At 44.0% G+C, this 26,061-nt stretch carries 22 protein-coding genes; 14 read left to right on the forward strand and 8 right to left on the reverse strand.

Going from position 1 to position 26,061, the window contains the following annotated elements:
• The first annotated feature begins 125 nt into the window (after window positions 1-125).
• The 4 genes from R7044_RS15150 (at window position 126) to R7044_RS15165 (ending at window position 4,886) form a co-directional block, all read left to right on the forward strand.
• Window positions 126-2,039 carry a tetratricopeptide repeat-containing diguanylate cyclase gene (locus R7044_RS15150; RefSeq protein ID WP_225455661.1) on the forward strand — a complete coding sequence of 638 codons (1,914 nt, stop codon included), beginning with the start codon at window positions 126-128 and terminating at the stop codon, window positions 2,037-2,039.
• Between the two features lie 10 nt (window positions 2,040-2,049).
• On the forward strand, window positions 2,050-2,391 hold the full coding sequence (locus tag R7044_RS15155) for a hypothetical protein (protein ID WP_025767691.1): 342 nt from the start codon (window positions 2,050-2,052) through the stop codon (window positions 2,389-2,391).
• A gap of 248 nt (window positions 2,392-2,639) precedes the next feature.
• Window positions 2,640-4,418 (forward strand): S8 family peptidase, encoded by a 1,779-nt coding sequence (locus R7044_RS15160; protein WP_205391146.1) that lies wholly within the window; start codon window positions 2,640-2,642, stop codon window positions 4,416-4,418.
• Between the two features lie 12 nt (window positions 4,419-4,430).
• Window positions 4,431-4,886, forward strand: coding sequence for a hypothetical protein (locus R7044_RS15165; RefSeq protein WP_005375850.1), 456 nt, complete (start codon window positions 4,431-4,433; stop codon window positions 4,884-4,886).
• Window positions 4,887-5,032: 146 nt separating this feature from the next.
• Here the strand turns inward: R7044_RS15165 and R7044_RS15170 are convergent, their stop codons facing one another.
• The 3 genes from R7044_RS15170 to R7044_RS15180 form a co-directional block, all read right to left on the reverse strand.
• Entirely contained in the window at window positions 5,033-5,962 is a 930-nt protein-coding gene (locus R7044_RS15170; protein WP_017820241.1) for an SRPBCC family protein, read from the reverse strand.
• A 137-nt stretch (window positions 5,963-6,099) separates the two neighbouring features.
• A complete protein-coding gene (locus R7044_RS15175) occupies window positions 6,100-7,341 on the reverse strand; it encodes a sensor histidine kinase (RefSeq protein WP_033906989.1) in 1,242 nt (413 codons plus the stop codon).
• Window positions 7,313-7,981, reverse strand: coding sequence for a response regulator transcription factor (locus tag R7044_RS15180; RefSeq protein WP_225455662.1), 669 nt, complete (start codon window positions 7,979-7,981; stop codon window positions 7,313-7,315). The genes R7044_RS15175 and R7044_RS15180 overlap by 29 nt, the downstream gene beginning before the upstream one ends.
• A gap of 89 nt (window positions 7,982-8,070) precedes the next feature.
• On the opposite strand from R7044_RS15180, the gene R7044_RS15185 reads away from it, so the two are divergent.
• The 4 genes from R7044_RS15185 to R7044_RS15200 all read left to right on the forward strand — a co-directional run bounded on the left by R7044_RS15185 (window position 8,071) and on the right by R7044_RS15200 (window position 10,889).
• Window positions 8,071-9,270 (forward strand): DUF5666 domain-containing protein, encoded by a 1,200-nt coding sequence (locus R7044_RS15185; protein WP_033906988.1) that lies wholly within the window; start codon window positions 8,071-8,073, stop codon window positions 9,268-9,270.
• A 149-nt stretch (window positions 9,271-9,419) separates the two neighbouring features.
• Window positions 9,420-9,716 carry a hypothetical protein gene (locus tag R7044_RS15190; RefSeq protein WP_033906987.1) on the forward strand — a complete coding sequence of 99 codons (297 nt, stop codon included), beginning with the start codon at window positions 9,420-9,422 and terminating at the stop codon, window positions 9,714-9,716.
• A 309-nt stretch (window positions 9,717-10,025) separates the two neighbouring features.
• Window positions 10,026-10,607, forward strand: a complete 582-nt coding sequence (locus R7044_RS15195) for a hypothetical protein (protein ID WP_225455663.1) — start codon at window positions 10,026-10,028, stop codon at window positions 10,605-10,607.
• Window positions 10,608-10,610: 3 nt separating this feature from the next.
• A complete protein-coding gene (locus R7044_RS15200) occupies window positions 10,611-10,889 on the forward strand; it encodes a hypothetical protein (protein ID WP_033906986.1) in 279 nt (92 codons plus the stop codon).
• A gap of 476 nt (window positions 10,890-11,365) precedes the next feature.
• On the opposite strand, the gene R7044_RS15205 is transcribed toward R7044_RS15200, so the two are convergent.
• Window positions 11,366-12,415 carry a hypothetical protein gene (locus R7044_RS15205; protein ID WP_017634220.1) on the reverse strand — a complete coding sequence of 350 codons (1,050 nt, stop codon included), beginning with the start codon at window positions 12,413-12,415 and terminating at the stop codon, window positions 11,366-11,368.
• Window positions 12,416-12,854: 439 nt separating this feature from the next.
• Between R7044_RS15205 and R7044_RS15210 the strand changes: the two genes are divergently transcribed.
• The 4 genes from R7044_RS15210 to R7044_RS15225 all read left to right on the forward strand — a co-directional run bounded on the left by R7044_RS15210 (window position 12,855) and on the right by R7044_RS15225 (window position 16,560).
• Window positions 12,855-13,316, forward strand: a complete 462-nt coding sequence (locus R7044_RS15210; RefSeq protein WP_005375842.1) for a hypothetical protein — start codon at window positions 12,855-12,857, stop codon at window positions 13,314-13,316.
• 93 nt (window positions 13,317-13,409) lie between these two features.
• Window positions 13,410-13,883, forward strand: a complete 474-nt coding sequence (locus R7044_RS15215) for a copper chaperone PCu(A)C (RefSeq protein WP_005395626.1) — start codon at window positions 13,410-13,412, stop codon at window positions 13,881-13,883.
• 607 nt (window positions 13,884-14,490) lie between these two features.
• Window positions 14,491-15,246 (forward strand): SDR family NAD(P)-dependent oxidoreductase, encoded by a 756-nt coding sequence (locus tag R7044_RS15220; RefSeq protein ID WP_033906984.1) that lies wholly within the window; start codon window positions 14,491-14,493, stop codon window positions 15,244-15,246.
• 417 nt (window positions 15,247-15,663) lie between these two features.
• On the forward strand, window positions 15,664-16,560 hold the full coding sequence (locus tag R7044_RS15225; RefSeq protein ID WP_309304222.1) for an NAD(P)-dependent oxidoreductase: 897 nt from the start codon (window positions 15,664-15,666) through the stop codon (window positions 16,558-16,560).
• Between the two features lie 483 nt (window positions 16,561-17,043).
• Here the strand turns inward: R7044_RS15225 and R7044_RS15230 are convergent, their stop codons facing one another.
• From R7044_RS15230 to R7044_RS15245, 4 genes are all read right to left on the reverse strand, one after another.
• On the reverse strand, window positions 17,044-18,801 hold the full coding sequence (locus R7044_RS15230) for a sodium:solute symporter family protein (RefSeq protein WP_033906983.1): 1,758 nt from the start codon (window positions 18,799-18,801) through the stop codon (window positions 17,044-17,046).
• 451 nt (window positions 18,802-19,252) lie between these two features.
• Window positions 19,253-19,876, reverse strand: a complete 624-nt coding sequence (locus R7044_RS15235) for a bifunctional 4-hydroxy-2-oxoglutarate aldolase/2-dehydro-3-deoxy-phosphogluconate aldolase (RefSeq protein ID WP_033906982.1) — start codon at window positions 19,874-19,876, stop codon at window positions 19,253-19,255.
• A 78-nt stretch (window positions 19,877-19,954) separates the two neighbouring features.
• Entirely contained in the window at window positions 19,955-20,887 is a 933-nt protein-coding gene (locus R7044_RS15240) for a sugar kinase (RefSeq protein ID WP_005437155.1), read from the reverse strand.
• Window positions 20,888-20,921: 34 nt separating this feature from the next.
• Entirely contained in the window at window positions 20,922-21,257 is a 336-nt protein-coding gene (locus tag R7044_RS15245) for a cupin domain-containing protein (RefSeq protein ID WP_005450851.1), read from the reverse strand.
• Between the two features lie 421 nt (window positions 21,258-21,678).
• On the opposite strand from R7044_RS15245, the gene R7044_RS15250 reads away from it, so the two are divergent.
• Together R7044_RS15250 and R7044_RS15255 are read left to right on the forward strand one after the other, a co-directional pair.
• Window positions 21,679-23,844, forward strand: coding sequence for a heparinase II/III family protein (locus R7044_RS15250; RefSeq protein ID WP_033906980.1), 2,166 nt, complete (start codon window positions 21,679-21,681; stop codon window positions 23,842-23,844).
• 2 nt (window positions 23,845-23,846) lie between these two features.
• Complete coding sequence (locus tag R7044_RS15255) at window positions 23,847-26,027, forward strand: heparinase II/III family protein (RefSeq protein WP_225455664.1); 2,181 nt, start codon at window positions 23,847-23,849, stop codon at window positions 26,025-26,027.
• Window positions 26,028-26,061: the final 34 nt, after the last annotated feature.

Genomic DNA, 26,061 nt, shown 5'->3' on the forward strand with positions numbered 1-26,061 from the left:
AGAGATCCTTCTCGTCTCTCACTCCCAAAGCACTTTGCCACTGGGAATCCATCCGCACTTAACCAACAAGAAATGGTAGACTTAACTGGTATTCGGTTAAGAGATCACATTTTATTAATACGCTCATGCACTTCTCAATTAAAAAACTGGCTTGCGCACTTTGTACTGCACTTGGACTTTTCTTGCATCCGACCAACGTGCTGGCGAGTACCGAAAAGCAAGCTTATCTGGAAGAACACATTTCAGCAGAAAGCAAGCCCATGTTAAAACTCTACTTTCGCTCGATGGGTAAGCCGCGATCAATTCAAAAAGATGAGTTAAATACGCCACAGCATGCATCAGCGGAGTCTCTTGCTCTGTATTACTTTGCACGAAAGTACCTTAAGCGTTACGAAGGCGTTCCATTACCGAAAGATATGCCCGATTTAATCGAATTCGGTAAAAAGCACCATTTGGAATGGGTCGTCGCTGAAGCACAGCTCAATAAGGCAGTAACAATGATTGAGCAAGACGATAACTGGAACGCAGAATTGTTACTCCATGACGTTGTTTCTACAGCCCGTGATCTTGGTTATCTAGCATTAGAAGGCCGTGCTTACCGCTGGTTAGGCAATCTAGAAGTATCTCGAAATCAACTACGCAGTGGCCTAAAATATTATCGCAATGCCTATGAGTTATTAGAAAAAACAGTATTTGAAATACAAGTCGCGATGACACTGAACAACATTGGGACGGTCTACATCGACGCATCAGATTGGGCTCGAGCCAACAGTTACCTAACGCAAGCTCTCGACACTTACCTAGAGAGCGAATATCAATACGATAATAGCTTTTTTATGGGGGTTATCTACGCAAACCTTAGCATCGTTCACTCGAGCCTCGGAGATAACAAAGAAGCGGAATATTATTTCAATGAAGCCATTCGACTTTCAATGCAAACAGGGTCGGACACAGTCAAGCACCACTCTTTATCCAGCTTTTCACAAATGTTGAGCTCGGTAGGAAAAATTGATGATGCATTAATGGTCGCACAGCGTTGCGTAGACCTGCCCATTCCAAAAAATCTAGAAATGCTAAAAACGTCTTGTTACGAGGCATTTGCAGAGGCTTACCTCGCAAACAAACAATACGATAAAGCTATTACAACAGCACTTAACGTTCTAGAACAAACCAAATCAACCAGTGAATTAGAGCTGCGTCAGCGTATTGATATGCTTTCGGTACTGGTAAACGCTCATCAAATTCTTAATGACTATGAAGCGGCTTTTCATTATTTAACCCAATTAAGAGAGCTAGAGGCTGAGTTTTCTCATCATATTCATGGTGAAGAGATGATTAACATTAAGTTTGACCTCGAAGCTAAGTTAGCCCAGAAAGAACTCAAATTGCTAGAAACAAAAAATGCGCTACAAGCCTCTGAACTGCGTTCACAGCGCTATCGAGAAATGTTCTACTTTATCGCTATTGCGGCAATTGGAGTCGTTGGTTTTCGTTACGTACTGCGCGTTAGACGTATTAATAAAGCACTCACTCAAGAAAATACTACCGATCCATTAACTCAACTGCATAACCGTCGCTATCTTCACATTTGGTTGGACAAAATGGCTCGTAGAAGCCCAGATAGAACATTTGCCTTAGCAGTTTTAGATGTTGATCATTTTAAAACCTTTAATGATCAATATGGACACGATATTGGCGATAAAATGCTGACTCATATTGCCACGCTATTTAATGAATCCACTCGCTCTGGTGACCTACTCATTCGTTGGGGTGGAGAAGAGTTTGTCCTATTATTCGAAGTACAGCGAGTTGAAGATTGCGCTAAGTTTTTGGAGCGATTGAGATATACTGTTGAAAACACGCCATTGGTGGTTGACTCTAAACCATTAAGCGCGACAATTTCCCTTGGAGCAGTGGACAAACTGTCGGCACAAATAATTAAACAAGAATGGGATCAGTGGTTTTTCTTGGCAGACCAAGCTTTGTATGATGCGAAGCAAGCTGGCAGAAACCAGTTCATCATTCACCCTACATCATAAAAAAGCACACATGAAAAAAAATCTAATCATTATTACTTTTGCGCCTCTATTTCTTATGGCGTGCAGTAATCAGCAAGCATCTCAACTGGGAATGCGCAGCAGCAGTGTCAATGTATATGCCCAGCAAATGAGTAACACTCAACTATGTGAAACTCTCTACTACAACCGTGCAACCAACCAAACCAAAGTGGCGATTGGTGCTGAGTTCAATCGACGTGGATTAAACAAAAAGTGGTGTGATAAAGAATTCGATAAGTTGTACATTAAAAAGTGGATTGATAACGTGCTGCCTAAAGAAAAAGCCGAACCTAAGAAACCAATAGCAACTATTCAACCCGCTTCAACTAAATAACTCCCCTCTTGAAGCAGACGGTACACTCGTATTTTCTGCTTTTCACTTTTCATGCATGCTCGATGCGACATATAAAAACCTCATGGTTTCAGTAAATTAACAAAGACTTATGTTGTCCATCGAACTTTTAATGTAAACAAGTTGTAAATGGTTTTCGTCCTTATTCTTTGTCGTTAGCTTTGTTTGTTCCTGTTAGCGGAATATGAAACAGGAACTAAAAAATTCCAAACAAAGACATGAGGTCAAAAATGGAAATACGCATTAATCGCCTATTTGCTGCTATGTTGGCAGTAGGCATTGCACCTGCCGTCTCGGCGTTTGATCCACTCTATTCTGAACAATGGCACTTAGACAACACGGGGCAAACTGCGTTTGCGGCTAATCCTGCTGTTGCTGGGAACGACTTAAACACTAGGCTCACTCAGGCAATGGGGATTGCAGGTGTTGGTGTGAAAGTTGCCGTCATTGATTCTGGAGTGCAGATCGATCACCCCGACCTTGCAGGTAATATAGTTACAGGTAGCAGAAACTTCGTCGAAGACTCTTCATTCCCACCAAGTTATCCGGTTGATACTAATGGTCATGGCACTGCTGTAGCCGGTTTGATTAGCGCCGTCGGCAAAAACGGTGAAGGCGGACGCGGTGTCGCTTATCACTCTTCCCTCATCGGTTTTAACTGGTTAGCCAACCAGACATTAGAAGGCTGGTTAATCTCCCATGGCATGGACCCAGCAACACGCGATGTTCGCGTATTTAACCAAAGTTACGGTTTCAGCCCTATAAACCCGATTACTTTTGATGAAAGCGACCCTCAGCTAAAACTTGAAATGGACGTGATGAAAAACGTCAGCAACAGTAACGCCTGGGGTCGAGGTGCTGTATTTGTAAAGTCAGCAGGTAATGGTTACCGCTATTTCAATGCAGGGCGATTCTTCGTATTGCCAAGTAACTTCTTTGCTGGTGGGGACAATCAAGGCTTACCGATGCACAACTCTGCTCAGTCTTATGATAACGCCAATTACTTCAATTTAGTCACTAGTGCACTACGAGCGGATGGTACGCGAGCGAGTTACTCATCGGTGGGTTCGAACGTGTGGGTTGCAGCACCAGCAGGTGAATATGGGCAAGATTTCCCTGCTATGGTCACCACTGATTTAATGGGTTGTGAAGAAGGGCAAAATACCAGTGAAGGCCTTGGCATTAATGGGTTACACGGCGGAACGGAGCTCGATCCGAACTGTAACTATACCAGTACGATGAACGGAACCTCATCGGCTGCGCCGAACACATCGGGTGCCATCGCGGCAATCATGTCAACCAACCACGCACTTTCTGCTCGTGATGTACGTGCTTTACTAGCGGAGACAGCAAAAGTAACGGATAAAGCGCATCCAGGCGTACAGCTTGAATTTACTAACCATAAAGGTGAACAGGTTAGCTACGAGGCAATTGCCCCTTGGCAAAAAAACGCAGCAGGCGTAGATTTCCATACTTTTTATGGCTTCGGCGCTGTAGATTTAGATGAAGCGATGCAACGTGCTCGCATGACGAATCGTGTTTTGCCAACTCAAGTCATTACGCCATGGGTTAATAACGCTACAGAAGTAAGTGTACCCGATGCAAGTCTAGTTGGTGGTTCTTCAAGTATCGCCATTGCCGATGAGCTGACAGTAGAATCCGTTCAAGTGACATTGACACTGGACCACGCTCGTCTGCCCGACTTAGCTATCGAGCTCATTTCGCCATTAGGGACTCGTTCCGTTTTGCAAACACCGCGCAATGGTCTTGTTGGTCAATCTCTTGATTCATCGATTACTGGCTACAAAGATCAATTAATGTTGTCTAACCAATTTTATGGCGAAGATGCAAAAGGCGAATGGACGTTGCGAGCAATAGATACGAACGGCGATGAAGTCTATTCTTACATTGCATATTTCAACTCTTCCACCATCTATGACGTTCCGATGGCAAACAACGCTCAGCCCGGTGTTATTAAGAACTGGTCGATGCGCATATTTGGACACTAAGGAGTCAATAACATGAAATACAAATCATTTTCTATGCTGGCTCTCGTTATCATGACGTCGAGTGTATACGCTGAGCAACAGCTCTCTCAACAGCCTGCACCAGAACTGTTTGTGCCATCAGAAGCGGTTGAGATTAATGGCCAAGATTATCGAAAAGTGCAAACTGGCACTATTAGAACCCTATCTGAAGACGTAAAACTTCAAGCGGGTGATGAGGTGTTTAAGAATGCGTTTAGTAACGTATCCAAAGCCACTGGACTGGTTTATATCACCGTAAACAATCCTAACGAAGCGAAAGCAGTCGCCAAAGAGTTAAAATTAGAAGTTATCTTCGCAGAGGGGGAATCAGCGGTGTTAAAAGCATCTCAAGATCAAGATCTGCTAAGTATTAGCGACTACCTAAACGCAGACAGCCGGGTAAAAGCGTCTAAAATTGAACTAAACAGCGGTAAATACCGTGCACAATAATTCTCTAACAAGAGAAGTTGGCCTGTAAAACCATGCCTCAGCGATTGCTGAGGCATTTTTATGGGTAGGAACAGATAGGCTATTATTCTTTAATAACATTTCGCATAACCAGTATGATACCTAAACACCCTACTCGCCTGCGCCTGTCATTTCTTAAACAAAATAATTTCCGTTCTTAGCTCTTCTTCCGTGGTTTCCTTCGGGCTATTCAGATAGCGTTCGATTCCTAAAGGACTGGTTTTGACTTTCATACCACTCTGACGAACCAAGTTCATCGCTAAAGCCCATGCATTTCCCAAAAACTGATATTCACCTCGGTGTTCAACGACAAATGTTTCACTCTCAGGAATGGTACCGGTAACCGCCCCTTGAGGCGCTGGTACTGAGTTATGAAGAGGAAAGCAAGTGATAAACTCGAATGTACCTTTCTGCATATCCATCGACTGGTAATAACAAAACAATTCACCATTCACGGATAGGGTTTCGTCACTAATTAACTGTTCTAGTTGCTGAACATGCTTCTCAATTACCGAACCTAATTCCTGCAAGCTAGCCACACCCTTGATCCCAATGTAATGAATTTGAGGCAACGTTCGGTTACCTATTTCGACTAAGTCTGAATGCACTCTTCCGGTTTCAAGCTTACTTTTGAGCATGCGTAACCCACGTTGATAATCCATCTCTATCATCGACTTAAACATACTTTTCAGAAAGAACAGATACCAAGGGACGCGAGATTGCATTTGCCATTCGACTAAACAGCCATTTTGTGACGGCGTCACGATCAGAGTCACCTTTCCATGGCTCTTGATTGGGCGAAAGAAATGTAGCTCCATATCTAATCGATGCTCTTGAGTACTTTCCAGTACAATCGCGCCAGTCCCAATACGCTGACCATTCCATTGATAACCAGCTCCAACGTGGCCCTGATTATCACTGAATGTCAGCTCGCAGCTTGGTTCAAGAATGATCCATGGTGACCAGCTGGGCCAGTTATTGAAGTTCTTGAGATAGCCAATAATTTCACTTTGATTCTTATTAATTTCAATACTTCGGCTGACCTGATAAGAGAGCATAACGGTTCCTCGAGTTTCCGCTTCACTAACTTCAGTCTAATTCAAATTCCAGTTTTTTCTTGTTTGACTACGGGTTAGATGCGTACGACAAGAAAAATCCAGAGCGTTAATTCTCACTTGAATCAATACGCGCAAAGCTAAGAGCAGAACTCCACTTTTGCACTAAATCGAACACCATCATCGTCCAGTACTAACGCCCATCCCATCCGTTCACATATTCGTTGTACGATAACAAGCCCACAACCATAACCAGCGTTGTACGTCTCGTTGCCATCGTGACGATTTAGGATCTTAAGCGCATGACCTTTCAACTCAATTTCAATATCTCCCACACTATAGCTAAAGGCGTTTTTAATCAGATTGTTGATAACAATGGCCACAAAACTCTCTGGTGCCTTCACTACACCACTATGTTGTTCGTGCAAAGCGTAATTCGAATCTTGCTTGGCAAATAAAGGAGCTAGCTCTTCCAACTGTTTTTGTAAACAAGTGAGAAGCTGATGCTCTCCGTAATGCTGAGGCTCTATTTTCTCTTTACCAAGTAAGAGAAACGCTTCTGTCAGTACACGCATCTCGTCACAAGCTGACTGCATCCTCGTGATGGCTTTTTGCGCAACTCGAGGTTGGTCATGAATACGCGTCAGAATGTCTGTTGAGCCTTTAATCACCATGATTGGCGTTCTCAACTCATGCGATGCAAAACGGCTAAATTCTTGCTCTCGTTTGAAATAGCCCGCGATATCGTTTTTATTATCCAGCAAAGTTTGCTCTATCTGGCGTGTTTCGCTGAACTTAGTTTCAACTTGGAAAGCGGGTTGATCCGGTGACATTTGGCTAATTTTTTCTTCGATTTGCGCTAGTGGTCGAGACAATATTCGCACCATATAAATGCCATACCCGACCATAACAAATGAAAATAAGCCACCGAGCAGTAGCGTAAACTGATGCAGCGAGCTTTCGTATTCGTCGAGGTAATCATCGGAGTCATCTTGAAATACAATGTACATAAGCCCCTTCCCTGAGGGGTGTTTCAATACGACAAAGTGTTTGTCTTCTTCACCAAGCAGATATTCGTAAAAACCGGGCGAAGTAAAAGAGAGCAACCAATCCGGTGTCGGAGCTTCACTCCAATATGAGTTGAACTCCAATACGTTTGGCAATGGCGCATCCCAGCCCTGTTTCTCGAAATTCTCACTATAAAGCGCCGCTTCAGTATCAAGCCAGTGATGTAAACTCAGCACTTCAAGTTTGTTTTCTGCCACATAAATCAGCGACCAAAAAAGAGTAAACATCACAAACGTCATGACCCCAAAACCCCAACGGATCTTGCGATAAATGCTTGGATATTCGTTATGCTTTAAGTCGGTAACCTTGTCCATGAATAGTCTCTAATCGTGATTCTTCAAAACCTTTGTCTAGTGCGGTTCTTAAACCATAAATATGGCTACGAAGTGCATCACTTCCAGGTGGTTCGTCTCCCCACACACTATCGATCACTTCTGTGCGCGAGACCGCTGCTGGAGCACGTTGGAGGAGCAATTTTAAAATTTTAGTTTGAATTCGACTCAGCTTAATTTCTTTGTCTTTTCTCGTTACTTTTCCTGTACGCGCATCTAAACAAATATCTGCAAATTTGAGCGTTCCGATATCTTGTCTTGGACCACGATTAGCCAAAGCATGAACACGCAAACTGAGCTCTTCCATCGCAAATGGCTTCATTAAATAGTCATCTCCCCCCGCTTTAAAAGCCGCGATTTTGTCATCTAGCGTATCTTTTGCCGTTAGGAAGAGAATTGGCGTTCCACATAACTTATCTTGTCGAAGCTTCTGTACCGTACTGATGCCATCGAGCTTCGGCATCATGATATCCAGGATAATTACATCGTAATGATTTTCCTCGATTAACTTAATCGCAGCCTCTCCATGAAACGCACAATCGATAATCATGCCTTCGAGCTCAAGATAGTCTGCAATCGTCTCCGAGACGTTATGGTTGTCATCTACAATTAAAATTTTCATAAAATCACATTTCTTCACGATCTCTTCACGATATGCCCAATAAGATACAGGCAATTTCCTAAACTCGCTCGTAAATTGAGGTTAATACAATGAAAAAACTCGCTCTTATTTCTGTAGTAGGTTTGGCATTGTCTGGTTGTGGTGGTTCAGGTGGTGGCAGCAATAGCGATAGCACACCAACTCAACCAACAGTGAAACCAAGTGTAGCGATTGGCTCTGTTGAAGCGGTCAACGCTGAAGAAAGCACGTTGACCGTCAATGGACATACGTATCGTGTGTCTGAGGTGGTTTATGACGACACACAAGTGCAATTGGCCGAAGTAAAACCCAAAATGGTGGTTCGCGTGGGGTCAGATATTCGGCAAGCTTCGGACAATGGCGTCCGAGTCACACTTGAACCAACCATTACAGGACGTGTCACAGCGATTGATCATGTGAAGAAAACATTCACGGTAAACGGCATAGAGCTGCAGTTTGACGATTTAAGTGATGATATAGAAGTCAACGACTGGGTAATGGTGTCATCATTGCCAACTGCTGATGCGGGTTATCGAGTGTTGTCTGTGGTCGAACTCGACGTAGATAACGAGTACCCAGTACTTGATAACGACTACGAACTGGAAGGCCGTATTACCAGTATCGATGAAAATGCTGGAACATTTAAGTTAGGTGGAAAAGTAACGGTGGCATATAACAACGTTAACCAGCTTAGCATTGGTCAATGGATTGAAGCCGAAGGTGAAATGCAAAACGGTATCTTCATGGCACATGAGGTACAAGTTGAAGACTACGACGATCTAAAAAATGACAGCGATGTGGAAGGTATCGTGACTTGGGTTGCCAAGGATTATAGTGAGTTCTCTCTAAACTATCGAGGAGCCTTCTCCATTGATAACGCAACACGATTTGAGGATGGTAGCAAAGCTAATCTAGAACAAGGTCAAGAAGTAGAAGTGACCTCTGTGATGAAAAATGGCAAACGCACAGCTACCGTCATCGAATTTGAGCGGTCGGAGTTTGACAATGACAACCAATGGCGGGGTAAAGAGTTTGAATGTGAAGGCTATGTATCAAACTACGATGCTGATTCAAGAGTGTTTGAAGTTGAGCATTGTGAGAATGATGCTGATCAAGTACTAAGTAACACCACCGTTGTGATTGATGCACAAACACGCTTCCAAGGCATTGAAGAACTTAACCTAAATGGTGCTCGTGTCGAAGTCGAAGGTGTGATCATTAACAACCAAAATATTGCCCGTGAAGTGGAGTTAGACGTTTACGACAACTAATCCCTTCTACGCTTAAGAAAAAGTGTCACTTCGATGGCACTTTTTCTTTTCACCTTACTTTGCTTCCCAAGCTCAAACCAACAAATTCTCAGCCAAAGCCTTTTCTCTCCGTTACACTTTACCTATGTTCCACAAAATTGGTGACAACTATGAAAAAACGCAACCTCATTTTGTTAGTCTTGTTTTTTGGTTCAGCCACGAGCTTAGCTAGCGTTATGGATCCTGACTGCGATGCAGAAAAGGCAGCTAAAGCCGCTGCGACAAAAGCCGTGGTTGGTGTTGGTGGTCGCTGTACGCCTAAAGAGGCACTGAAAGATACCGCAGTTGATGCAGGAAAAGACAAATTGCCAGATGAAGGGATGGCGGGTAAAGCTGTTGATGCAATGACACCGGAAAAAGAGAAGAAAACGGTGAAAGACGTAACCAAAAAGCTCAATAAAGATTAACACCTACATCATAGATGTTTGAGCGTAAAAACATGTTCCTAGAATCAAGTGGCTATTTACCTGTTGTTTGAAGCACACGTCTAATCTTGGTTTTTTCATATTCCAAAAACTGCATTTGACCACACACTGTTTTTACTACACAAGTTCAAAAATTAGTAATAGTTTCTCCTAACTTTGAGACTTTGAGTCTAACTAAATGCGCAATGCATTGCATACAGATTGCTTGCCTATATTGTACACATACTATATCGGTTTAACGATGGTTAGAGGTTATAGTGAACAGACTCTAAAAACCGAACTGTAGTTCAATTGGCGGTACTGACTGGCTTAGATGCCGATTTGAACTTCATCAGAAACAACAGAGAAAAGGTTTTGCCTATAATCACAGGTGTCATTTTGTATCGACAGCTCAATAGACTCGACCAAAGAAAAGTCCTTGAGCAGGTACAGGCTTTAGGGAGTTCGAAATTTTTCGGTAAGATTCAAATGCTGGTAGCGCAAAGTATTGCTAAGCCAATGTGGAACCCTTGGAGCCTGTCAGATGGTGAGCTGCGCCAGTATTTTAATACTCATAAGGCAGTTGCAAATTTCCTTTCTACATGGTTTATCACCATCGATATTAAACTTGAGGTCGGCTTTATGGCAGCTGTTATATACGCACTATCAAAAGGTCAAGGGGCTGCATTGATTAAAGAAATGGCTTCAGTGCACATCGCTGAAGAGACTTTCAAAAACCTCAGCCTCTCATTAACTGCACAACAAGCTGGCGCGAGAGCATTTTTTGTAGCTGTTATTCTCACTACTGTACTCAAAGGCTTTAACGAGGCAGATGCGCTAGCTGCAAAGAAAGAGTTGTTACGACGTAATATGCTTAGAATAGAGGATTTGTAAGCTATGTTTTGGATACTGGGTCTTTTGGTTTCCTTGTTTATCATGTACTCGGATTACGCGCATTACTTCTATACCAAGCGACATGGAAAGAAATCTAGGGTTTCTCGCTTATTAAGCTTGTTGATCACGGTAACGCTCCCTATGATTGCGACTATCGAGATTTTGAACGATCTTAATGTAGAGAAAACCAGCTACCAAGTGTGTGTAGTTTTAGTCTCAGCTTTAGTTGGCCTTCTGGTCTGCTTGTCGGAACAGTATCGTTTTAAGTCAGAAAGAGATTAGTGGTATCGGGTTGTACAGCTATCAACAAAGGCATCAAATTGGTGCCTATTTTATTGTTGGTGTATTAATAACTGATCTGGCGAGTAAGGTCGACTCGAATGTCTTCTCACGTTCACCCTCGAGCACGAGACCGCTATCATGACTTCTTTAATGAAGGAAAGAGAACCTTTTGACTCGGGGAATTAGAGCTCTTGGACGTCTGAATGCACATAGTTCATACCCTCCATTGAGACGTCGGAATTATTCGCTGTACCATAATAGAAAATTATTTCTGTATTGAAACACATATACCTTGCTCGTGAATATCTAGCTGTCTCGGACATCTCAAATCTAGCCTCAACTTACATCCAAATGAAGTTGTAGTTTGTATGACCAATTGCTCATAGTTTATTTAACAAATAGAAACGAGTTCATGGGTAGCTAATACAAAAAAGAGCGCCGATTGACGCTCTTTCCGAACTTTAATAGATAACCAATTATGCAGTCTCTGCTTCACCTATCCAATGATAATGGTGGTTGGCTTTTTTCCCCACTAAACCGAGCTCTGCCAATTCTTCAAATACCTTGTCTACCTCTTCCGCAGACAGCCTAAACTGTTTAGCAACGGCTTTTTTGGTGCACGTAATTTGATGCGTTTTAAGTGCATCGCTAACTTGCTCTAACAAGGTTTTCGGTTCCTTTGGTTCTTCTGGCTCCGGCGCAGCTGGTATTTCTTGCTCTTCTTCCTCTTTTATATGAGGAAGATAACCCGCAGGCGCTGGATCTATATCGCGAACTGTTTTCAATATCATGCCCTCATTTCTGCGATAGAAATATCGGAACCGTTGCTCTTCACCAATCAAGCCAACAAAAAATGCAGCAAAGAAGTCCAAAAGAATCGAAAGAAATACAACCAAGCCAAGCTGAGCTTGTTGAGAGGTAGTACCAAATGCGTTGGCTAGGCTATCAATCAAACCAATCACTGAGCCTTGCGTCACCGGCGGTAAACTATCACGCTCCATAGCCAAGCGTTGCTGCTCTTCACGTAAGGTTTTGTTTTGATCCTGAATGCGAGTTACACCAGTCGCGATACGCTCCATCTCGATGTATTTCTGCGCTGCCATATTGTTGAGCTCAATCTGCTTATCGATTGCCGCAATCTGACGATTAAACGCTTCCACTTTCGCCTGCTCTACCGAAATATGACTTTGTGCACTATTGGTTGCACTATTAATCCCACCAATACTACCGCCAATGGAAATCGCAGCTAAAACTAAATAAAACACGAGAGCGGTTGCTGCTCCTGTGTAGTTGCGATGGGCTCGGCGCTCACCGTATTCATACCAAGCGTAAAATTTACCCGCTTCAAAAATGATCGCTAAACCACCAAATAAGGTTTGCATCATCGGGTTTTCGTCGATAGACAAAAATAGCAATAGAGAAAAAATAGTCGATGCTAAAATCGCAGCACCGGTGAATGCATATACACTCACCATGGCAAATCGACCTTTAGGGTATCGATATCCAATCTGTTGTTCGTATTTCATTTGAGAAATTTCTTAAGATTAATCGCCCCTCCGACTAAGTAGGACGGACGTTTCTGGCATGTACAAAGGAGCGCAGAATACCGTATCCTTTATTAAATTACTGTCATAATTCCGTTAATGGAAAACAAGTGAAGATTCGGTGTGCATTTTGAATCGATATCAGCCAAATCTAGCACGTAAAAACACCACCACGACACCCACTAACCGAAGCTTCAGTGACATATAAGAGAGATTAATTCGGTATCTTCAGAAGCGACTAAGCAAGACTGACAAGTTGAATTGGAGGTTGTGAATGTCAGCCGAATCAAGACATTAAAGCGTTAAAAATAGGCAACAAAACAAATAATGCACACTTGCATCACCTTTTAGTAAACTGATAATTACATTGTTTGGTTAATTTGTTAGTATCCCGCGCCGAAGAAGATAAGCACTCAATTGTATGGAAAACACTCTAATACAGCACAAACACCATCGCTTGCACGCTATTGCGGTTATTATCGCGGTGTTGTTTCAGTTGTATTTAGCGTCCACAGCCGCTCTTAATCCTACACAAGTTCACAGCACAACTTGGCTCAACAAAGTCCAAAGTGAAAAGGTTTTACTGTGTACCGCAGATGGTTTCAAATGGGTGGATATCAATACGTTGATTGAGGCTAACGCTCAATCTTCTTCTAAGCTCATCCAAGATCTTAACTTACACGACGGCTTTCAGTTTGAATGTCCGCTTCTTCAAGCTGTTCAATTCTTTCTTCTGGTTGCGATTGGGCTTTACCTGACAACCATCCATTGGCTGCGCCGAGTAAAGTATGCACTGACGACTTATCATTTTTCAAAATGCGATAAGTTCGTTTACAAACACATCGCGCCTAAGCACTCTCCGCCGAGTGTTTTTCCTGCCTAACAGGCATCTAATCATTGACAACTTTATTCAAAAATAACGATGACTCTGTTTGTTGTCCATTCAGAGAAGCTATTCATTCAAAAGGAAAAACACATGCTTAAATCATTTAAAACCGCCGCTATCGCGCTTATTGCTGTCATCGCTAGCCCACTGAGTTTAGCGCACGATTATGAAGCAGGAAAAATTCATATCGACCATCCATGGAGCCGCGAAGCGCCACCAAACGCACCTGTTATCGGTGGTTTTTTTCAATTAACCAACCACGGTGACAGTGAAGATGCATTGATCGCAGCAGAAAGCCCAATCGCAGGGCATGTCGAAATTCACACGCATAAGAAAGAAGATGGTGTGATGAAAATGATTAAGATTGACGAAGTGCGCGTTCCAGCCAATGACTCAGTGTTGTTTAAGCCAGGCAGCTTCCATTTAATGATTTTCAATCCAACACAAGCGCTCAAAGAAGGCGACCGCTTCCCTATGACGTTAACATTCAAAAACGCGGGTAAAGTGGAAGTAGAAATGGCGGTTGAAAAACAAGGTCACATGGAAAAACACATGCACCATTAATGACGTAAACAAAAATGCCCGCTGATTTAGCGGGCATTTTTATCTCAGCTTAGTCAAAATCATTATCCAATAGGTCCTAACTCGACTCTTCAGAATAATGGTGATAAATAACGCTTGGCGAAACGGCGTCATATATCATAACAGCGTGCTCGGGCAAGAGATTCTAAATCACGCTCGTTCCTCGCTATTCAGAATGACCTTGAAAGACTTAAGATCCTAAAAAGGTTCCCTACCCGCTTAAAACTCAACCTCTCGACAAAGTTATCCAACCATCACTTGGCAAGCCTAAATGAAATCATAAGTTTGGCAACAAAGACCCACGGTTAATCGGCTTTCTTTCTACTTGCAACAAACCTCGGCCCAACGAGCTAAGCCCGCAGCTATAAGCTCAATTGTTTATATATCCCGATTATCCTGACTAGATACAAATCATGCACGACCGTAAAAGTCGATATATGCCACTGGATGAGTCAGCATCTAAAGAAAGTACGTGATCGACTTCTCATTGTTGGTGTTTCTCTGTTTATTAAACTAATTTGTATTACAATAATACTCTATGTTAAATAAAAAATCCTTTCCAACTCTACAAACATGAGAGAACACCATTATGTCTACTAAAATTGCATTTATTTCTGGTGCTACTGGCGGTATCGGCTTCCAAGTGGCAAAGCGTCTTGGTCAGGATGGATACACGGTCATTCTAAACGGCATTGAAGATGAAAAAGGTTCGGAGTGTGTCTCCAAACTACATAACGCAGGAATTGAGGCTGAATACTACGGTTTTGACGTTACAGATGAACATGCCGTCGATGAAAACATCAATGCTATTGGTGAAAAATACGGCAAAATCGATGTTGTCGTTAATAACGCAGGTGGTCTTGGTGGTCGTAGTCCTATTGAAGGTATGGAAACTGCTTTTTTCCGTAAAGTCATGGCTTTAAACCTCGATAGTGCATTCTTCGTATCACGCGCAGCGATTCCATTTCTAAAAAAGTCTGATAACGCATCAATTATCAACTTCACTTCAAACGCTGCTTGGAATGCAGGTGGTCCAGGTGCAGGTATTTACGGTACATCAAAAGCCGCCGTTCATACATTAACTCGCGCTTTAGCTAAAGAGTTAGCTCCGGCTGGAATTCGAGTCAATGCAGTATCTCCTGGCACTATCGATACACCATTCCATGCTCAAATCAAAGCAACCAAGCCTGAAGTATTTGCTTCTTGGGCAGACAGTATTATGCTTGGACGCCTAGGCAAGCCAGAGGAAGTCGCCTCTGCTATCTCTTTTCTGGTAAGTAAAGATGCATCATTCATTACCGCAGAAACACTGCAAATTGGTGGTGGTCAAGCTTTAGGCATTTAGTACCAATAAGTCTTTTTACCTATCAGTAAGTACGCTTTAGTACTGATTTGATAACGGCCGCAGTATGTTTGTACTGCGGCTTATCCTTATACCACCTCGCCTTTCACCCCATTTGTAACGTTTCACCCATTTTTTGGTATGGACAGTATTCCTCTAGCTGAAACAAAACCACTTGTATTACAATAAATTTTATTTTTTACGTTATTTAAGCCTCCTAAAGGCTTTGTTCACGATAAAAATGGAAGCGTGATGAATCCGCTTTTCTTATATACACTGATGAATAAAACCCTCACAAACCTTACTTACATCTCACTTTTAGAAAAAATCCATCCCAAGCCCGCTATGCTCATAATTTTCAATTGCAAAAGCCACAATAGTCATTATGATTATCAACAAGCAATATAATCATACAATAGTATTTTTGGAGTTAAAATGACTAAACCTATCATTGGTTTCATCGGCCTAGGCTTGATGGGCGGAAACATGGTTGAAAACCTACAGAAACGTGGTTACGAAGTTGCTGTAATGGACCTCAATAAAGATGCTGTTGACGCAGTACTAGCTCGTGGAAACGCTTCTGAAGCTTCTTCAGGTAAAGAGCTAGCAGAGAAAAGTGATATCGTGATGCTGTGCCTAACAACATCTGAAGTTGTCGAAAAAATTGTTTACGGAGACACTGGTGTTCTAGCTGGCATGTCAGAAGGTAAAACACTCATCGACTTCGGTACATCTATTCCAGCTTCAACGAAGAAGATTGGCGCTGACCTCGCTAAGAAAGGGGCTGGTATGATTGATGCGCCTCTAGGTCGTACACCTGCCCACGCAAAAGATGGTTTACTAAACATCATGGCCGCAGGCGACGTCGAAACATTCAATAAGGTTAAGCCAGTACTGGACGATCAAGGTGAAAACGTATTTTACCTTGGCGCACTAGGCTCTGGTCACGTAACTAAGCTTGTGAATAACTTTATGGGTATGACAACCGTAGCAACCATGTCTCAGGCATTTGCTGTTGCTAAACGTGCTGGTGTTGATGGTCAACAATTATTCGACATCATGTCTGCAGGACCATCAAACTCACCATTTATGCAATTCTGTAAGTTTTACGCCGTAGATGGCGAAGAAAAACTAGGCTTCTCTGTTGCAAACGCAAACAAAGACCTCGGTTACTTCCTTGCTCTATGCGAAGAGCTTGGTACAACTTCCCTGATTGCAGAGGGCACTTCTAAGAGTCTACAAGCAGCAGTTGATAAAGGCCTTGGTCAAAATGACGTTCCAGTCATCTTCGACTACTTTGCAGAGCTAGAAGCTTAGTCACACTCAGTTGCAACTATAAGCCCAGCAACCAATGTAGCTGGGCTTTTTTGTTTTTCCCAAACGCTCATCACTCCTTGATACCCTAGCCACTCCTTTAAAGTTTTGCAGGGCAGCCTCTTCCAATTCTCTTATATATTTTCCACTCACACTTCAAAACCTCTCTCCTATTTCTGGCGTACGCCTCATTAAAGCTACGTCTGATTTAATGCTTTTTCTTTGCTAAGAAGGCACACATATTTATTTAAATAGACAAAGCATCAGGTTTGGGGTGTAAAGTGTAAACACGGCATGCAAAGAAAGTTAGATTGCTTTTTCGCTTTAGGCTGACGACTCTAATGTGAATATAGTCGCACCTTATTGGGAGTTCCCCAATACAACGAATAACAACAAACGATGCGCCACGCTTTCTCAGTCAGCTTGATCAAAAAATCCCACGGCTTTAACACCGCGGGATTTTTCATTGAGAGTCTTTAACTTTGGTTAGTTTTTCGCGTTAGCTAACTTTGGGCTTTTAGGCCCTCGGGCTGCGTTCACCAATAGAACACCCACCGAGAGAACAATCGCACCACACAAGATAAACAGTAGTCGACCAGATGGTTCATTTGGAATTAGAGCCATAGCTAGGATACCGAAGCCCGCTACGCTGATAAGCTTACCAAGCATGCCGCGCTGTTTTGTATCTAGGTTCTGCTGCTCTTCGCTGTCAGCCACAAGTGGCGTATTCCAGTTCTCGAACAATTGGTCCACTTCTTTCTCACGTTCAGGTGATAGACCTTTGTAGAAGCGCGTTGTCAGCAAGAAGAAACCACCGGTGAAGATAACGTGTGCCGCTAAGCTCAAGCCAACTTTCAGATCTGCCCACTCACGTCCTGTAAACGCTTGCTCTAGACCGAATAGGCGCTCTACATCTTCTGCTTGTAGTGAGATACCGAAGATGTAAGAAACAAAGCCACCAACAACCAGTGTTGCCCAACCAGCCCAATCCGGCGTCTTACGAATCCACATACCAAGTAGTATAGGAATCAGCATTGGGAAGCCAATTAATGCACCGACGTTCAGTACGATATCGAACAGGCTCAAGTGACGTAGTGAGTTAATGAATAGACCGATACCAATGATGATGAAGCCCATCACGATAGTCGTTGCTTTACTCACGATAACCAGTTCTTTTTGCGACGCTTGTGGACGCACAATCGGGCTGTAGAAGTTCATCACAAAGATGCCCGCGTTACGGTTAAGACCAGAGTCCATTGAAGACATGGTCGCCGCAAACATTGCTGACATCAGAAGACCCACCATACCTGCTGGCATTACGTTTTGTACGAATGCTAGGTATGCTGCATCACCACCTACTGAGCCGTATTGCTCTGCGAAATCAGGCATAAATGCCGCAACGTACCAAGGTGGTAGGAACCAGATGATAGGACCAACAATCATCAGCACACATGCAAGACCTGCAGCTTTACGTGCGTTTTCACTGTCTTTTGCACATAAGTAGCGGTAAGCGTTGATGCTGTTGTTCATGACACCGAACTGTTTAACAAAGATGAAGACAACCCAAAGGATAAAGATACTGAAGTAGTTCAGGTTGTTACCCAGCATGAAGTCGCCGTGGAAGTTCGACACGATGTTGCCAATACCGCCACCATGGAAGTATGCCGCCACCGCACAAGTGATCGTCACTGCCATGATAACCAGCATCTGCATAAAGTCAGATGCAACAACCGCCCAAGAGCCGCCTGTTACCGCCATTAGCATTAGCACTAAGCCCGTAACGATGATGGTCGCTTCCATAGGAATGTTGAAGACCGCTGCCACGAAAATCGCAAGACCATTCAACCAAATACCGGCCGAGATCAAGCTGTCTGGCATACCAGCCCAAGTGAAGAACTGCTCTGAAGTCTTACCAAAACGTTGACGAATTGCTTCAATCGCCGTCACTACACGTAGTTGGCGGAACTTTGGAGCAAAATAGAGGTAGTTCATAAAGTAGCCAAATGCGTTGGCTAAGAATAGGATTACAACAACGAAACCGTCGTTGAACGCGCGTCCTGCGGCACCTGTAAACGTCCATGCTGAAAATTGCGTCATGAAGGCGGTAGCACCTACCATCCACCATAACATCTTACCGCCCCCTCGGAAGTAGTCACTGGTTGAGGTAGTGAACTTACGGAACATCCAACCAATTGCAACTAAGAAGAAGAAGTAGGCAAGAACAACAAGAGTATCAATAGTCATTTTTTCAGCCTTTCAAGTTTGATCATTTTCTAACGTCTAGACTACTCTTCTCATAACCCCATTTGTACTACAATAATCTTTAATTGTGATCTGAAGCATAAGTTATTCAACGAAAAAAACACGTCAAATCCCTTACTTTCTTAGACCAATGGCTTTCTAGGAGATAATTGCCACTCAGAACACCTCAACATATTGTAATACAAATTGTCTAATTGAAATTTATTAGAGTATGGAATATTTTTCTTCTTCGCGCTTTGTCTGAAGATCAAAAATGCGCGGCATTTCTTTGAAGGAAACGTAATGAGATGTTTCGAAAAAATTGGATAGAAAGTAGGATTTATATGAATGCGATTTTTAACTCTCGCCTCTTTCAAACTTTCAAACACAAAAAAGCGAGCCCTGAGGCTCGCTTTATATTCTATTCGCTAGTTTTATCGGGGTGTTACGACACTTATGCTACGTGAGCTACTGCGTCGCGAACCAGTGTACCCAGTTCATCCCAGTTACCTTCATCGATAAGTTTTGTTGGCACCATCCAAGTACCGCCACATGCCAGTACTGAAGGGATAGACAAGTACTCGTCTACGTTACCTAGGCTCACGCCACCTGTTGGCATGAATTTCACTGGGTAAACCGCCGTTAGTGCTTTAAGCATACCAACACCGCCAGATGGCTCAGCAGGGAAGAACTTAAGTGTACGCAGACCCATTTCCATCGCTTGCTCAACTAGGCTTGGGTTGTTTACGCCAGGTACGATAGCCACGCCTTTGTCTAGGCAGTATTGAACCGTGCGAGGGTTAAAACCTGGGCTTACGATAAAGTCCACACCAGCTTCGATCGCTTGGTCTACTTGCTCGTTAGTTAGGATCGTACCTGCACCGATCAGCATTTCTGGGAACTCAGCGCGCATAGCACGAATCGCTTCTGCAGCACACTCTGTGCGGAACGTGATCTCTGCGCAAGGCATACCGTTTTCAACCAAGGTGCGACCCAGAGGGATCGCATCTTCTGCTTTGTTGATGGCAATAACAGGAATTACTTTTAGGTTTGCTAATTGTTCGTTTAATGTCGTCATAAGAGTGTACTCGTCGTCATTAACTTGAGTTCAATAAATCACTGCGGAGCGCCGATTACTCAACGCTCCGCAAAAGAATTACAAAGGAAGATCTGGCATCACTTCACGTGGAATGATGGCACCTTTATGTTGAATTACCGCGCCAGCCATACAGTGGCCAGAGTAAGCCGATTCAGCTGCATTACCGCCAGTCAAACGCTTCGCCAAGAAGCCCGCACTGAAAGAATCACCAGCCGCTGTTGTATCAATCACGTTGTCGACTTTGTTTGGCGCCACGTATTGCGCTTCGCCATTCGCCACAACCAAGCAATCTTTGCTACCACGTTTGATGATGATTTCATCCACACCCAGGGCAGAGGTTCTCTCGATGCACTGTTCTAGATGCTCGTCACCGTAAAGCATTTGCTCATCTTCAAATGTGAGCAGTGCAATATCTGTGTGCTTAAGGATCTTAAGGTACCAAGACATGGCATTCTCGCGGCTTTCCCACAATTTAGGACGGTAGTTGTTATCGAAAATAACCTTACCACCTTGTGCCTTGAAGCGCTCAAGGAAGCCAAACAGTTGCGTCTTACCTTCTTCAGTAAGGATCGCTAAAGTAATACCGCTCAAGTAAACCGCATCGTACGAGTAAAGTTTGTCGACTAATAGCGGAGACTCATTTTGTTCGAATAGGAACTTAGCGGCCGCTTCGTTACGCCAGTAGTGGAAGTAACGTTCGCCAGTTTCATCGGTTTCGATGTAGTAGATACCTGGTTGCTTTTCTTTAACGGAAAGAACGAGGCTAGTATCGATGCCCTCTTCCTGCCATGCTGATAGCATTTCTTGGCTAAAAGGATCGTTACCCAGAGCCGTTACATAGCTGGTTTTGATATCGTGAGCTTTGGTCAAACGAGATAAATACAGTGCGGTATTCAACGTATCACCACCGAATGACTGCTTTAGCTGACCTTCCTTTTTCTGTAGCTCAACCATACATTCGCCAATGACCGCGATGTTTAATGATTTCATGTTGTCACCTTAGCAACTGAGGTTGCGCTATAGATTATTTTAAGAAGTCTTCACGAGCTGGGTTGAAGATGTCTAGAAGAATGCTGTCTTGCTCTAGTGCAACCGCACCGTGCATCATGTGCTTACGAGCAAAGTATGCATCGCCTTCTTTTAGGACTTTCTTCTCGCCTTCGATTTCTGCTTCAAAGCTGCCACGTACTACGTAACCAATTTGATCATGGATTTCGTGAGTATGTGGAGCACCAATCGCCCCTTTGTCGAAACATAGGTGAACCGCCATTAGGTCATCTGTGTAAGCAACAATTTTACGTTTGATACCGCCGCCTAGCTCTTCCCACGGGTTCTCATCTAATACAAAGAAAGAATTCATCGTCATACTCCTAAAAAGTCTCTATTAAAGCGAACCCTACGGCACTTCATTCTTAACCATGCTTTTATTAAAAGGTTCTCTTAAAAAAGCGTCGTATTGATAAAAGTGAAACGCGAAGCGAAAGGGTCTGCTGTCGAATTGGTAACTAGCATATCCGATCTATTTTAATTGTCATACAATATATCTAAAAATATGTGATATTCATCAAACGGTGCTCGTTAAAGCATTCCACTTAACGATTGATAACGCCGAAACATCAGCCACAACAAGGATTGCCACAACAATACAAATCAATAAGTTAGCTAAATTCGCGTGATTTCACTCTCCCTTTTTGCCACAAAAACTACACCCAAACTTAATATTGTATTACTTTATAGAAAGTTTAAGAAAACAACACACTTCATCTGAGGGTGGTAAAGAAATGACTACACAACCGATTTTGTTGACTGAAGCAGAAGTCGAACTACTAAGAAAGGAAGTCGGAAAGCCGAGCTTAATGGGCAAGTCCATTGAAGCGAATCGCAAGGAACTTGAAGCCTTCATGCGTCTGCCTCTAGACGTACCAGGTCACGGCGAAGCAGGTGGCTACGAGCACAACCGCCACAAACAAAACTATACCTACATGAACTTAGCGGGTCGTTTGTTCTTGATCACTCAAGAAGAAAAGTACGCGCAGTTCGTTAAAGATCTTCTCGCTATTTACGCAGAGAAGTACCTCACTTTTGATTTCCACGTACAGAAAAACACTAACCCAACAGGTCGTCTTTTCCACCAGATCCTTAATGAACACTGTTGGTTAATGTTTACTAGCCTTGCTTACTCTTGCGTGGCATCAGTGATGACGGAAGAAGAGCGCACAGCCGTTGTTGAGCGCATTTTCGAACCAATGCTAGACATGTTCACAGTAAAATACGCGCACGATTTCGACCGTATTCACAACCACGGTATCTGGGCAGTTGCGGCTGTTGGTATTTGTGGTCTAGCTATTGGTAAACCTGAATATCTAGAGATGTCGGTATACGGTCAAGACCGTGATGATACCGGTGGCTTCCTAGCGCAAATCTCACAACTGTTCGCCCCTTCTGGTTACTACATGGAAGGCCCTTACTACCATCGTTATGCGATTCGTCCAACTTGTGTATTTGCAGAAGTAGTACACCGTCATATGCCTGAAGTAGACATCTACAACTACAAAGACAAAGTGATTGGCAACACAGTACAAGCGATGCTGGCAACGGCTTACCCGAATGGTGAGTTCCCTGCCCTAAACGACGCATCTCGTACCATGAGCATTACAGATATGGGTGTTCAAGTTGCGGTGAGCGTTTACAGCAAACACTACGGTATGGATGACAACATCCTAGGCATGGCGAAGATTCAAAACGCAGTTTGGATGCACCCTTGTGGTCTTGAGCTTTCTCAAGCCTATGATAAAGCCATCGCAGACCGTGAAATCGGCATGCCTTTCTGGCCGAGCGTGGAACTTAACGAAGGTCCAACTGGTAACAACGGTGCACAAGGCTTTATCCGTATGCAGGATAAAACCGGTGATGTGTCACAGCTTGTGATGAACTACGGTCAACACGGCATGGGACATGGTAACTTCGATACGCTTGGCATTACCTTCTTCAACCGTGGTCAAGAAGTGCTGCGTGAATACGGCTTCTGTCGCTGGGTAAACGTTGAGCCTAAATTCGGCGGTCGTTACGTAGACGAAAACAAATCCTACGCACGTCAAACTATCGCGCATAACGCGGTAACGATTGATGAGCAATGTCAGAATGGTTTCGATGTAGACCGCGCTGATTCAGTGCACGGTTTGCCTCACTTCTTCAAAGTAGAAGGCACTGAAATCAACGGTATGAGTGCGTTTGCGAACGACCATTACCCGAATACAGACATGCAGCGCAGTGTGTTCATGCTTAACCTCGATGAGCTTGAAGCACCGCTACTGCTAGACCTTTACCGCATCGAAGGTGAAGGCGAACATCAGTACGACTACTCTCATCAATACGATGGTCAAATCGTACGTACTAACTTTGATTACCAAAGCTTTGGTGAACTGAGCACGCTTGGCGATGATTTCGGTTATCAACACCTTTGGAAAGTAGCAAGCGGCAAAGTGCAAGATACGGCGTTGGTTAGCTGGCTACAAAACAACACCTACTACACTTGGTTAGGCACAAGCAGCAGCGCGAAACAAAACGGTGACAATGAAGTTATCTTCACTCGCACTGGCGCCAATGACCCGAGCTTTAACCTACGTAGCGAACCAGCATTCATTCTACGCAGCAAGGGCGAATCGACGCTATTTGCTTCTGTGCTAGAAACACACGGCTACTTCAACGAAGAGTTTGAGCAGTCGGTGAATGCACGTGGTCAGGTGAAAGATATCCGCGTCGTGGGTTACAACGCCGTTGGCAGCATCGTAGAAATCATGACTGAAAAATCACTGGTTACTGTGATGATCAGCAATGTGCTAGGCGCTGACGACCAAACCCCACACCAAGTAGAAATGAACGGTAAAACCTACAGCTGGAATGGCTTCTACTCTCTAGAAGTGAACGCATTCGGGCAGGAGAAATAATAATGAGCTACCAAACCCAGTCTAACCAACCGCTATTAATGAACTTTGAAGAAGCGGCAGAACTAAGCAAAGCACTTGGCACGGATAGCCTATTAGGAAATGCACTAGCACGTGACATCAAACAAACTGACGCTTACATGGCTGAGGTCGGTATTGAAGTTCCAGGTCACGGCGAAGGCGGCGGTTACGAGCACAACCGTCACAAGCAAAACTACATCCACATTGATCTAGCGGGTCGCCTATTCCTTATCACTGGCGAACAGAAGTACCGCGATTACATCGTGGACATGCTAACGGCTTACGCGAAGGTATACCCGACGCTAGAGAGCAACACCAGCCGTGACTCTAACCCTCCGGGTAAGATCTTCCACCAAACTCTGAACGAGAACATGTGGATGCTATACGCCTCTTGTGCGTACAGCTGCATTTACCACACGTTGGAAGAAGAGCAAAAAACACTGATTGAAAACGACCTGTTCAAACAAATGATTGAGCTGTTCGTAGTCACTTACGGTCACGACTTCGACATCGTACACAACCACGGTCTGTGGGCGGTAGCAGCAGTAGGTATCTGTGGTTACGCAATCAACGATCAAGGTGCAGTAGACAAAGCGCTTTACGGCTTGAAACTGGACAAAGTGAGCGGCGGCTTCCTAGCTCAGCTAGACCAACTGTTCTCGCCAGATGGCTACTACATGGAAGGTCCTTACTACCACCGTTTCTCGCTGCGTCCAATCTACCTATTCGCAGAAGCGATTGAACGTCGTCAGCCTGAGCTTGGTATTTACGAGTTCAACGACTCGGTCATCAAGACCACGTCTTACGCGGTATTTAAGACGGCATTCCCAGATGGTACTTTGCCAGCATTGAACGATTCATCGAAGACGATTTCGATTAACGATGAAGGCGTAATCATGGCAACGTCAGTATGTTTCCACCGTTACGAGCAATCTGAAACGCTACTTGGCATGGCAGACCACCAGCAAGACGTTTGGGTTCATATCTCAGGCAAAACATTGTCTGACGCAGTTGCAGCTGCAGATAACATCAAACCATTCAACTGGGGTAGCCTATTCGTAACAGACGGTCCAGAAGGCGAAAAAGGCGGCGTAAGCATTCTTCGTCACCGTGACGAACAAGACGACGACCCCAATACCGCAGATACAATGGCGCTTATCTGGTTTGGTCAACACGGCAGCGATCACCAATACCACTCAGCGCTAGACCACGGTCACTACGATGGTCTGCACCTGAGCGTGTTTAACCGCGGTCATGAAGTGCTGCACGATTACGGCTTTGGTCGCTGGGTAAACGTTGAGCCTAAGTTTGGCGGTCGTTACATTCCAGAGAACAAGTCTTACTGTAAGCAGACCGTCGCGCACAACACAGTAACGGTTGACCAAAAGACGCAAAACAACTTCGACACAGCGCTAGCAGAAACCAAGTTCGGTTCTAAGCACTTCTTCAAAGCTGATGACGAAAAACTGCAAGGCATGAGCGGTCGTATTTCTGGTTACTACAACGGCGTAGACATGCAGCGCAGCATCATTCTTGCTGAGTTGCCAGAATTCGAAAAACCACTTGTGATTGATGTTTACCGCATCGAAGCAGATCAAGAGCACCAATACGACCTGCCAGTGCACTACTCTGGTCAAATCATTCGTACGGATTTTGAATACGATGTCGAAAGCACGTTGCGTCCAATGGGCGAAGACAACGGCTACCAGCATCTATGGAATGTGGGTTCAGGCCAAGTTGAAGGCAGCTCGCTTGTAAGCTGGTTGCACGACAACAGCTACTACTCACTAATCACAAGCGCAACGAGCGGTGGCAAAGTGTTCTTCACTCGCACAGGCGCAAATGATCCAGACTTCAACTTGAAGAGCGAACCAGCACTGATCCTACGTCAATCTGGTCAGAACCACGTGTTTGCCTCTGTGTTAGAAACGCACGGTTACTTCAACGAGTCTATCGAAGCATCGGTTGGCGCTCGTGGCCTAGTAGAGTCAGTAACCATCGTTGGCAACAACGAAGTGGGTACCGTGATTCGTCTGCAAACAACCACAGGCAACGCTTACCACTTCGCTATCTGCAACCTAGACGAAGACAAACAGAACGCGGCACATCGCGTTGAGTTCGACGGTGTGACTTACACTTGGAAAGGCGCATTCGCACAAATTTAATCTTTAGTTAGTCACTAAAAATTAATGTAAAAAT

This window comes from Vibrio sp. 1402 (assembly GCF_033340275.1).

Bases quoted from the DNA above. Each gene is read 5' to 3' on its own strand.
- R7044_RS15215 (WP_005395626.1), top strand. From the start codon at position 13,410: ATGCTTAAATCATTTAAAACCGCCGCTATCGCGCTTATTGCTGTCATC.
- R7044_RS15185 (WP_033906988.1), top strand. From the start codon at position 8,071: ATGAAAAAACTCGCTCTTATTTCTGTAGTAGGTTTGGCATTGTCTGGT.
- R7044_RS15220 (WP_033906984.1), top strand. From the start codon at position 14,491: ATGTCTACTAAAATTGCATTTATTTCTGGTGCTACTGGCGGTATCGGC.
- R7044_RS15245 (WP_005450851.1), bottom strand. From the start codon at position 21,257: ATGAATTCTTTCTTTGTATTAGATGAGAACCCGTGGGAAGAGCTAGGC.
- R7044_RS15210 (WP_005375842.1), top strand. From the start codon at position 12,855: ATGGAAAACACTCTAATACAGCACAAACACCATCGCTTGCACGCTATT.
- R7044_RS15190 (WP_033906987.1), top strand. From the start codon at position 9,420: ATGAAAAAACGCAACCTCATTTTGTTAGTCTTGTTTTTTGGTTCAGCC.
- R7044_RS15250 (WP_033906980.1), top strand. From the start codon at position 21,679: ATGACTACACAACCGATTTTGTTGACTGAAGCAGAAGTCGAACTACTA.
- R7044_RS15240 (WP_005437155.1), bottom strand. From the start codon at position 20,887: ATGAAATCATTAAACATCGCGGTCATTGGCGAATGTATGGTTGAGCTA.
- R7044_RS15180 (WP_225455662.1), bottom strand. From the start codon at position 7,981: ATGAAAATTTTAATTGTAGATGACAACCATAACGTCTCGGAGACGATT.
- R7044_RS15175 (WP_033906989.1), bottom strand. From the start codon at position 7,341: ATGGACAAGGTTACCGACTTAAAGCATAACGAATATCCAAGCATTTAT.
- R7044_RS15230 (WP_033906983.1), bottom strand. From the start codon at position 18,801: ATGACTATTGATACTCTTGTTGTTCTTGCCTACTTCTTCTTCTTAGTT.
- R7044_RS15235 (WP_033906982.1), bottom strand. From the start codon at position 19,876: ATGACGACATTAAACGAACAATTAGCAAACCTAAAAGTAATTCCTGTT.
- R7044_RS15255 (WP_225455664.1), top strand. From the start codon at position 23,847: ATGAGCTACCAAACCCAGTCTAACCAACCGCTATTAATGAACTTTGAA.
- R7044_RS15200 (WP_033906986.1), top strand. From the start codon at position 10,611: ATGTTTTGGATACTGGGTCTTTTGGTTTCCTTGTTTATCATGTACTCG.
- R7044_RS15165 (WP_005375850.1), top strand. From the start codon at position 4,431: ATGAAATACAAATCATTTTCTATGCTGGCTCTCGTTATCATGACGTCG.
- R7044_RS15150 (WP_225455661.1), top strand. From the start codon at position 126: ATGCACTTCTCAATTAAAAAACTGGCTTGCGCACTTTGTACTGCACTT.
- R7044_RS15155 (WP_025767691.1), top strand. From the start codon at position 2,050: ATGAAAAAAAATCTAATCATTATTACTTTTGCGCCTCTATTTCTTATG.
- R7044_RS15160 (WP_205391146.1), top strand. From the start codon at position 2,640: ATGGAAATACGCATTAATCGCCTATTTGCTGCTATGTTGGCAGTAGGC.
- R7044_RS15205 (WP_017634220.1), bottom strand. From the start codon at position 12,415: ATGAAATACGAACAACAGATTGGATATCGATACCCTAAAGGTCGATTT.
- R7044_RS15170 (WP_017820241.1), bottom strand. From the start codon at position 5,962: ATGCTCTCTTATCAGGTCAGCCGAAGTATTGAAATTAATAAGAATCAA.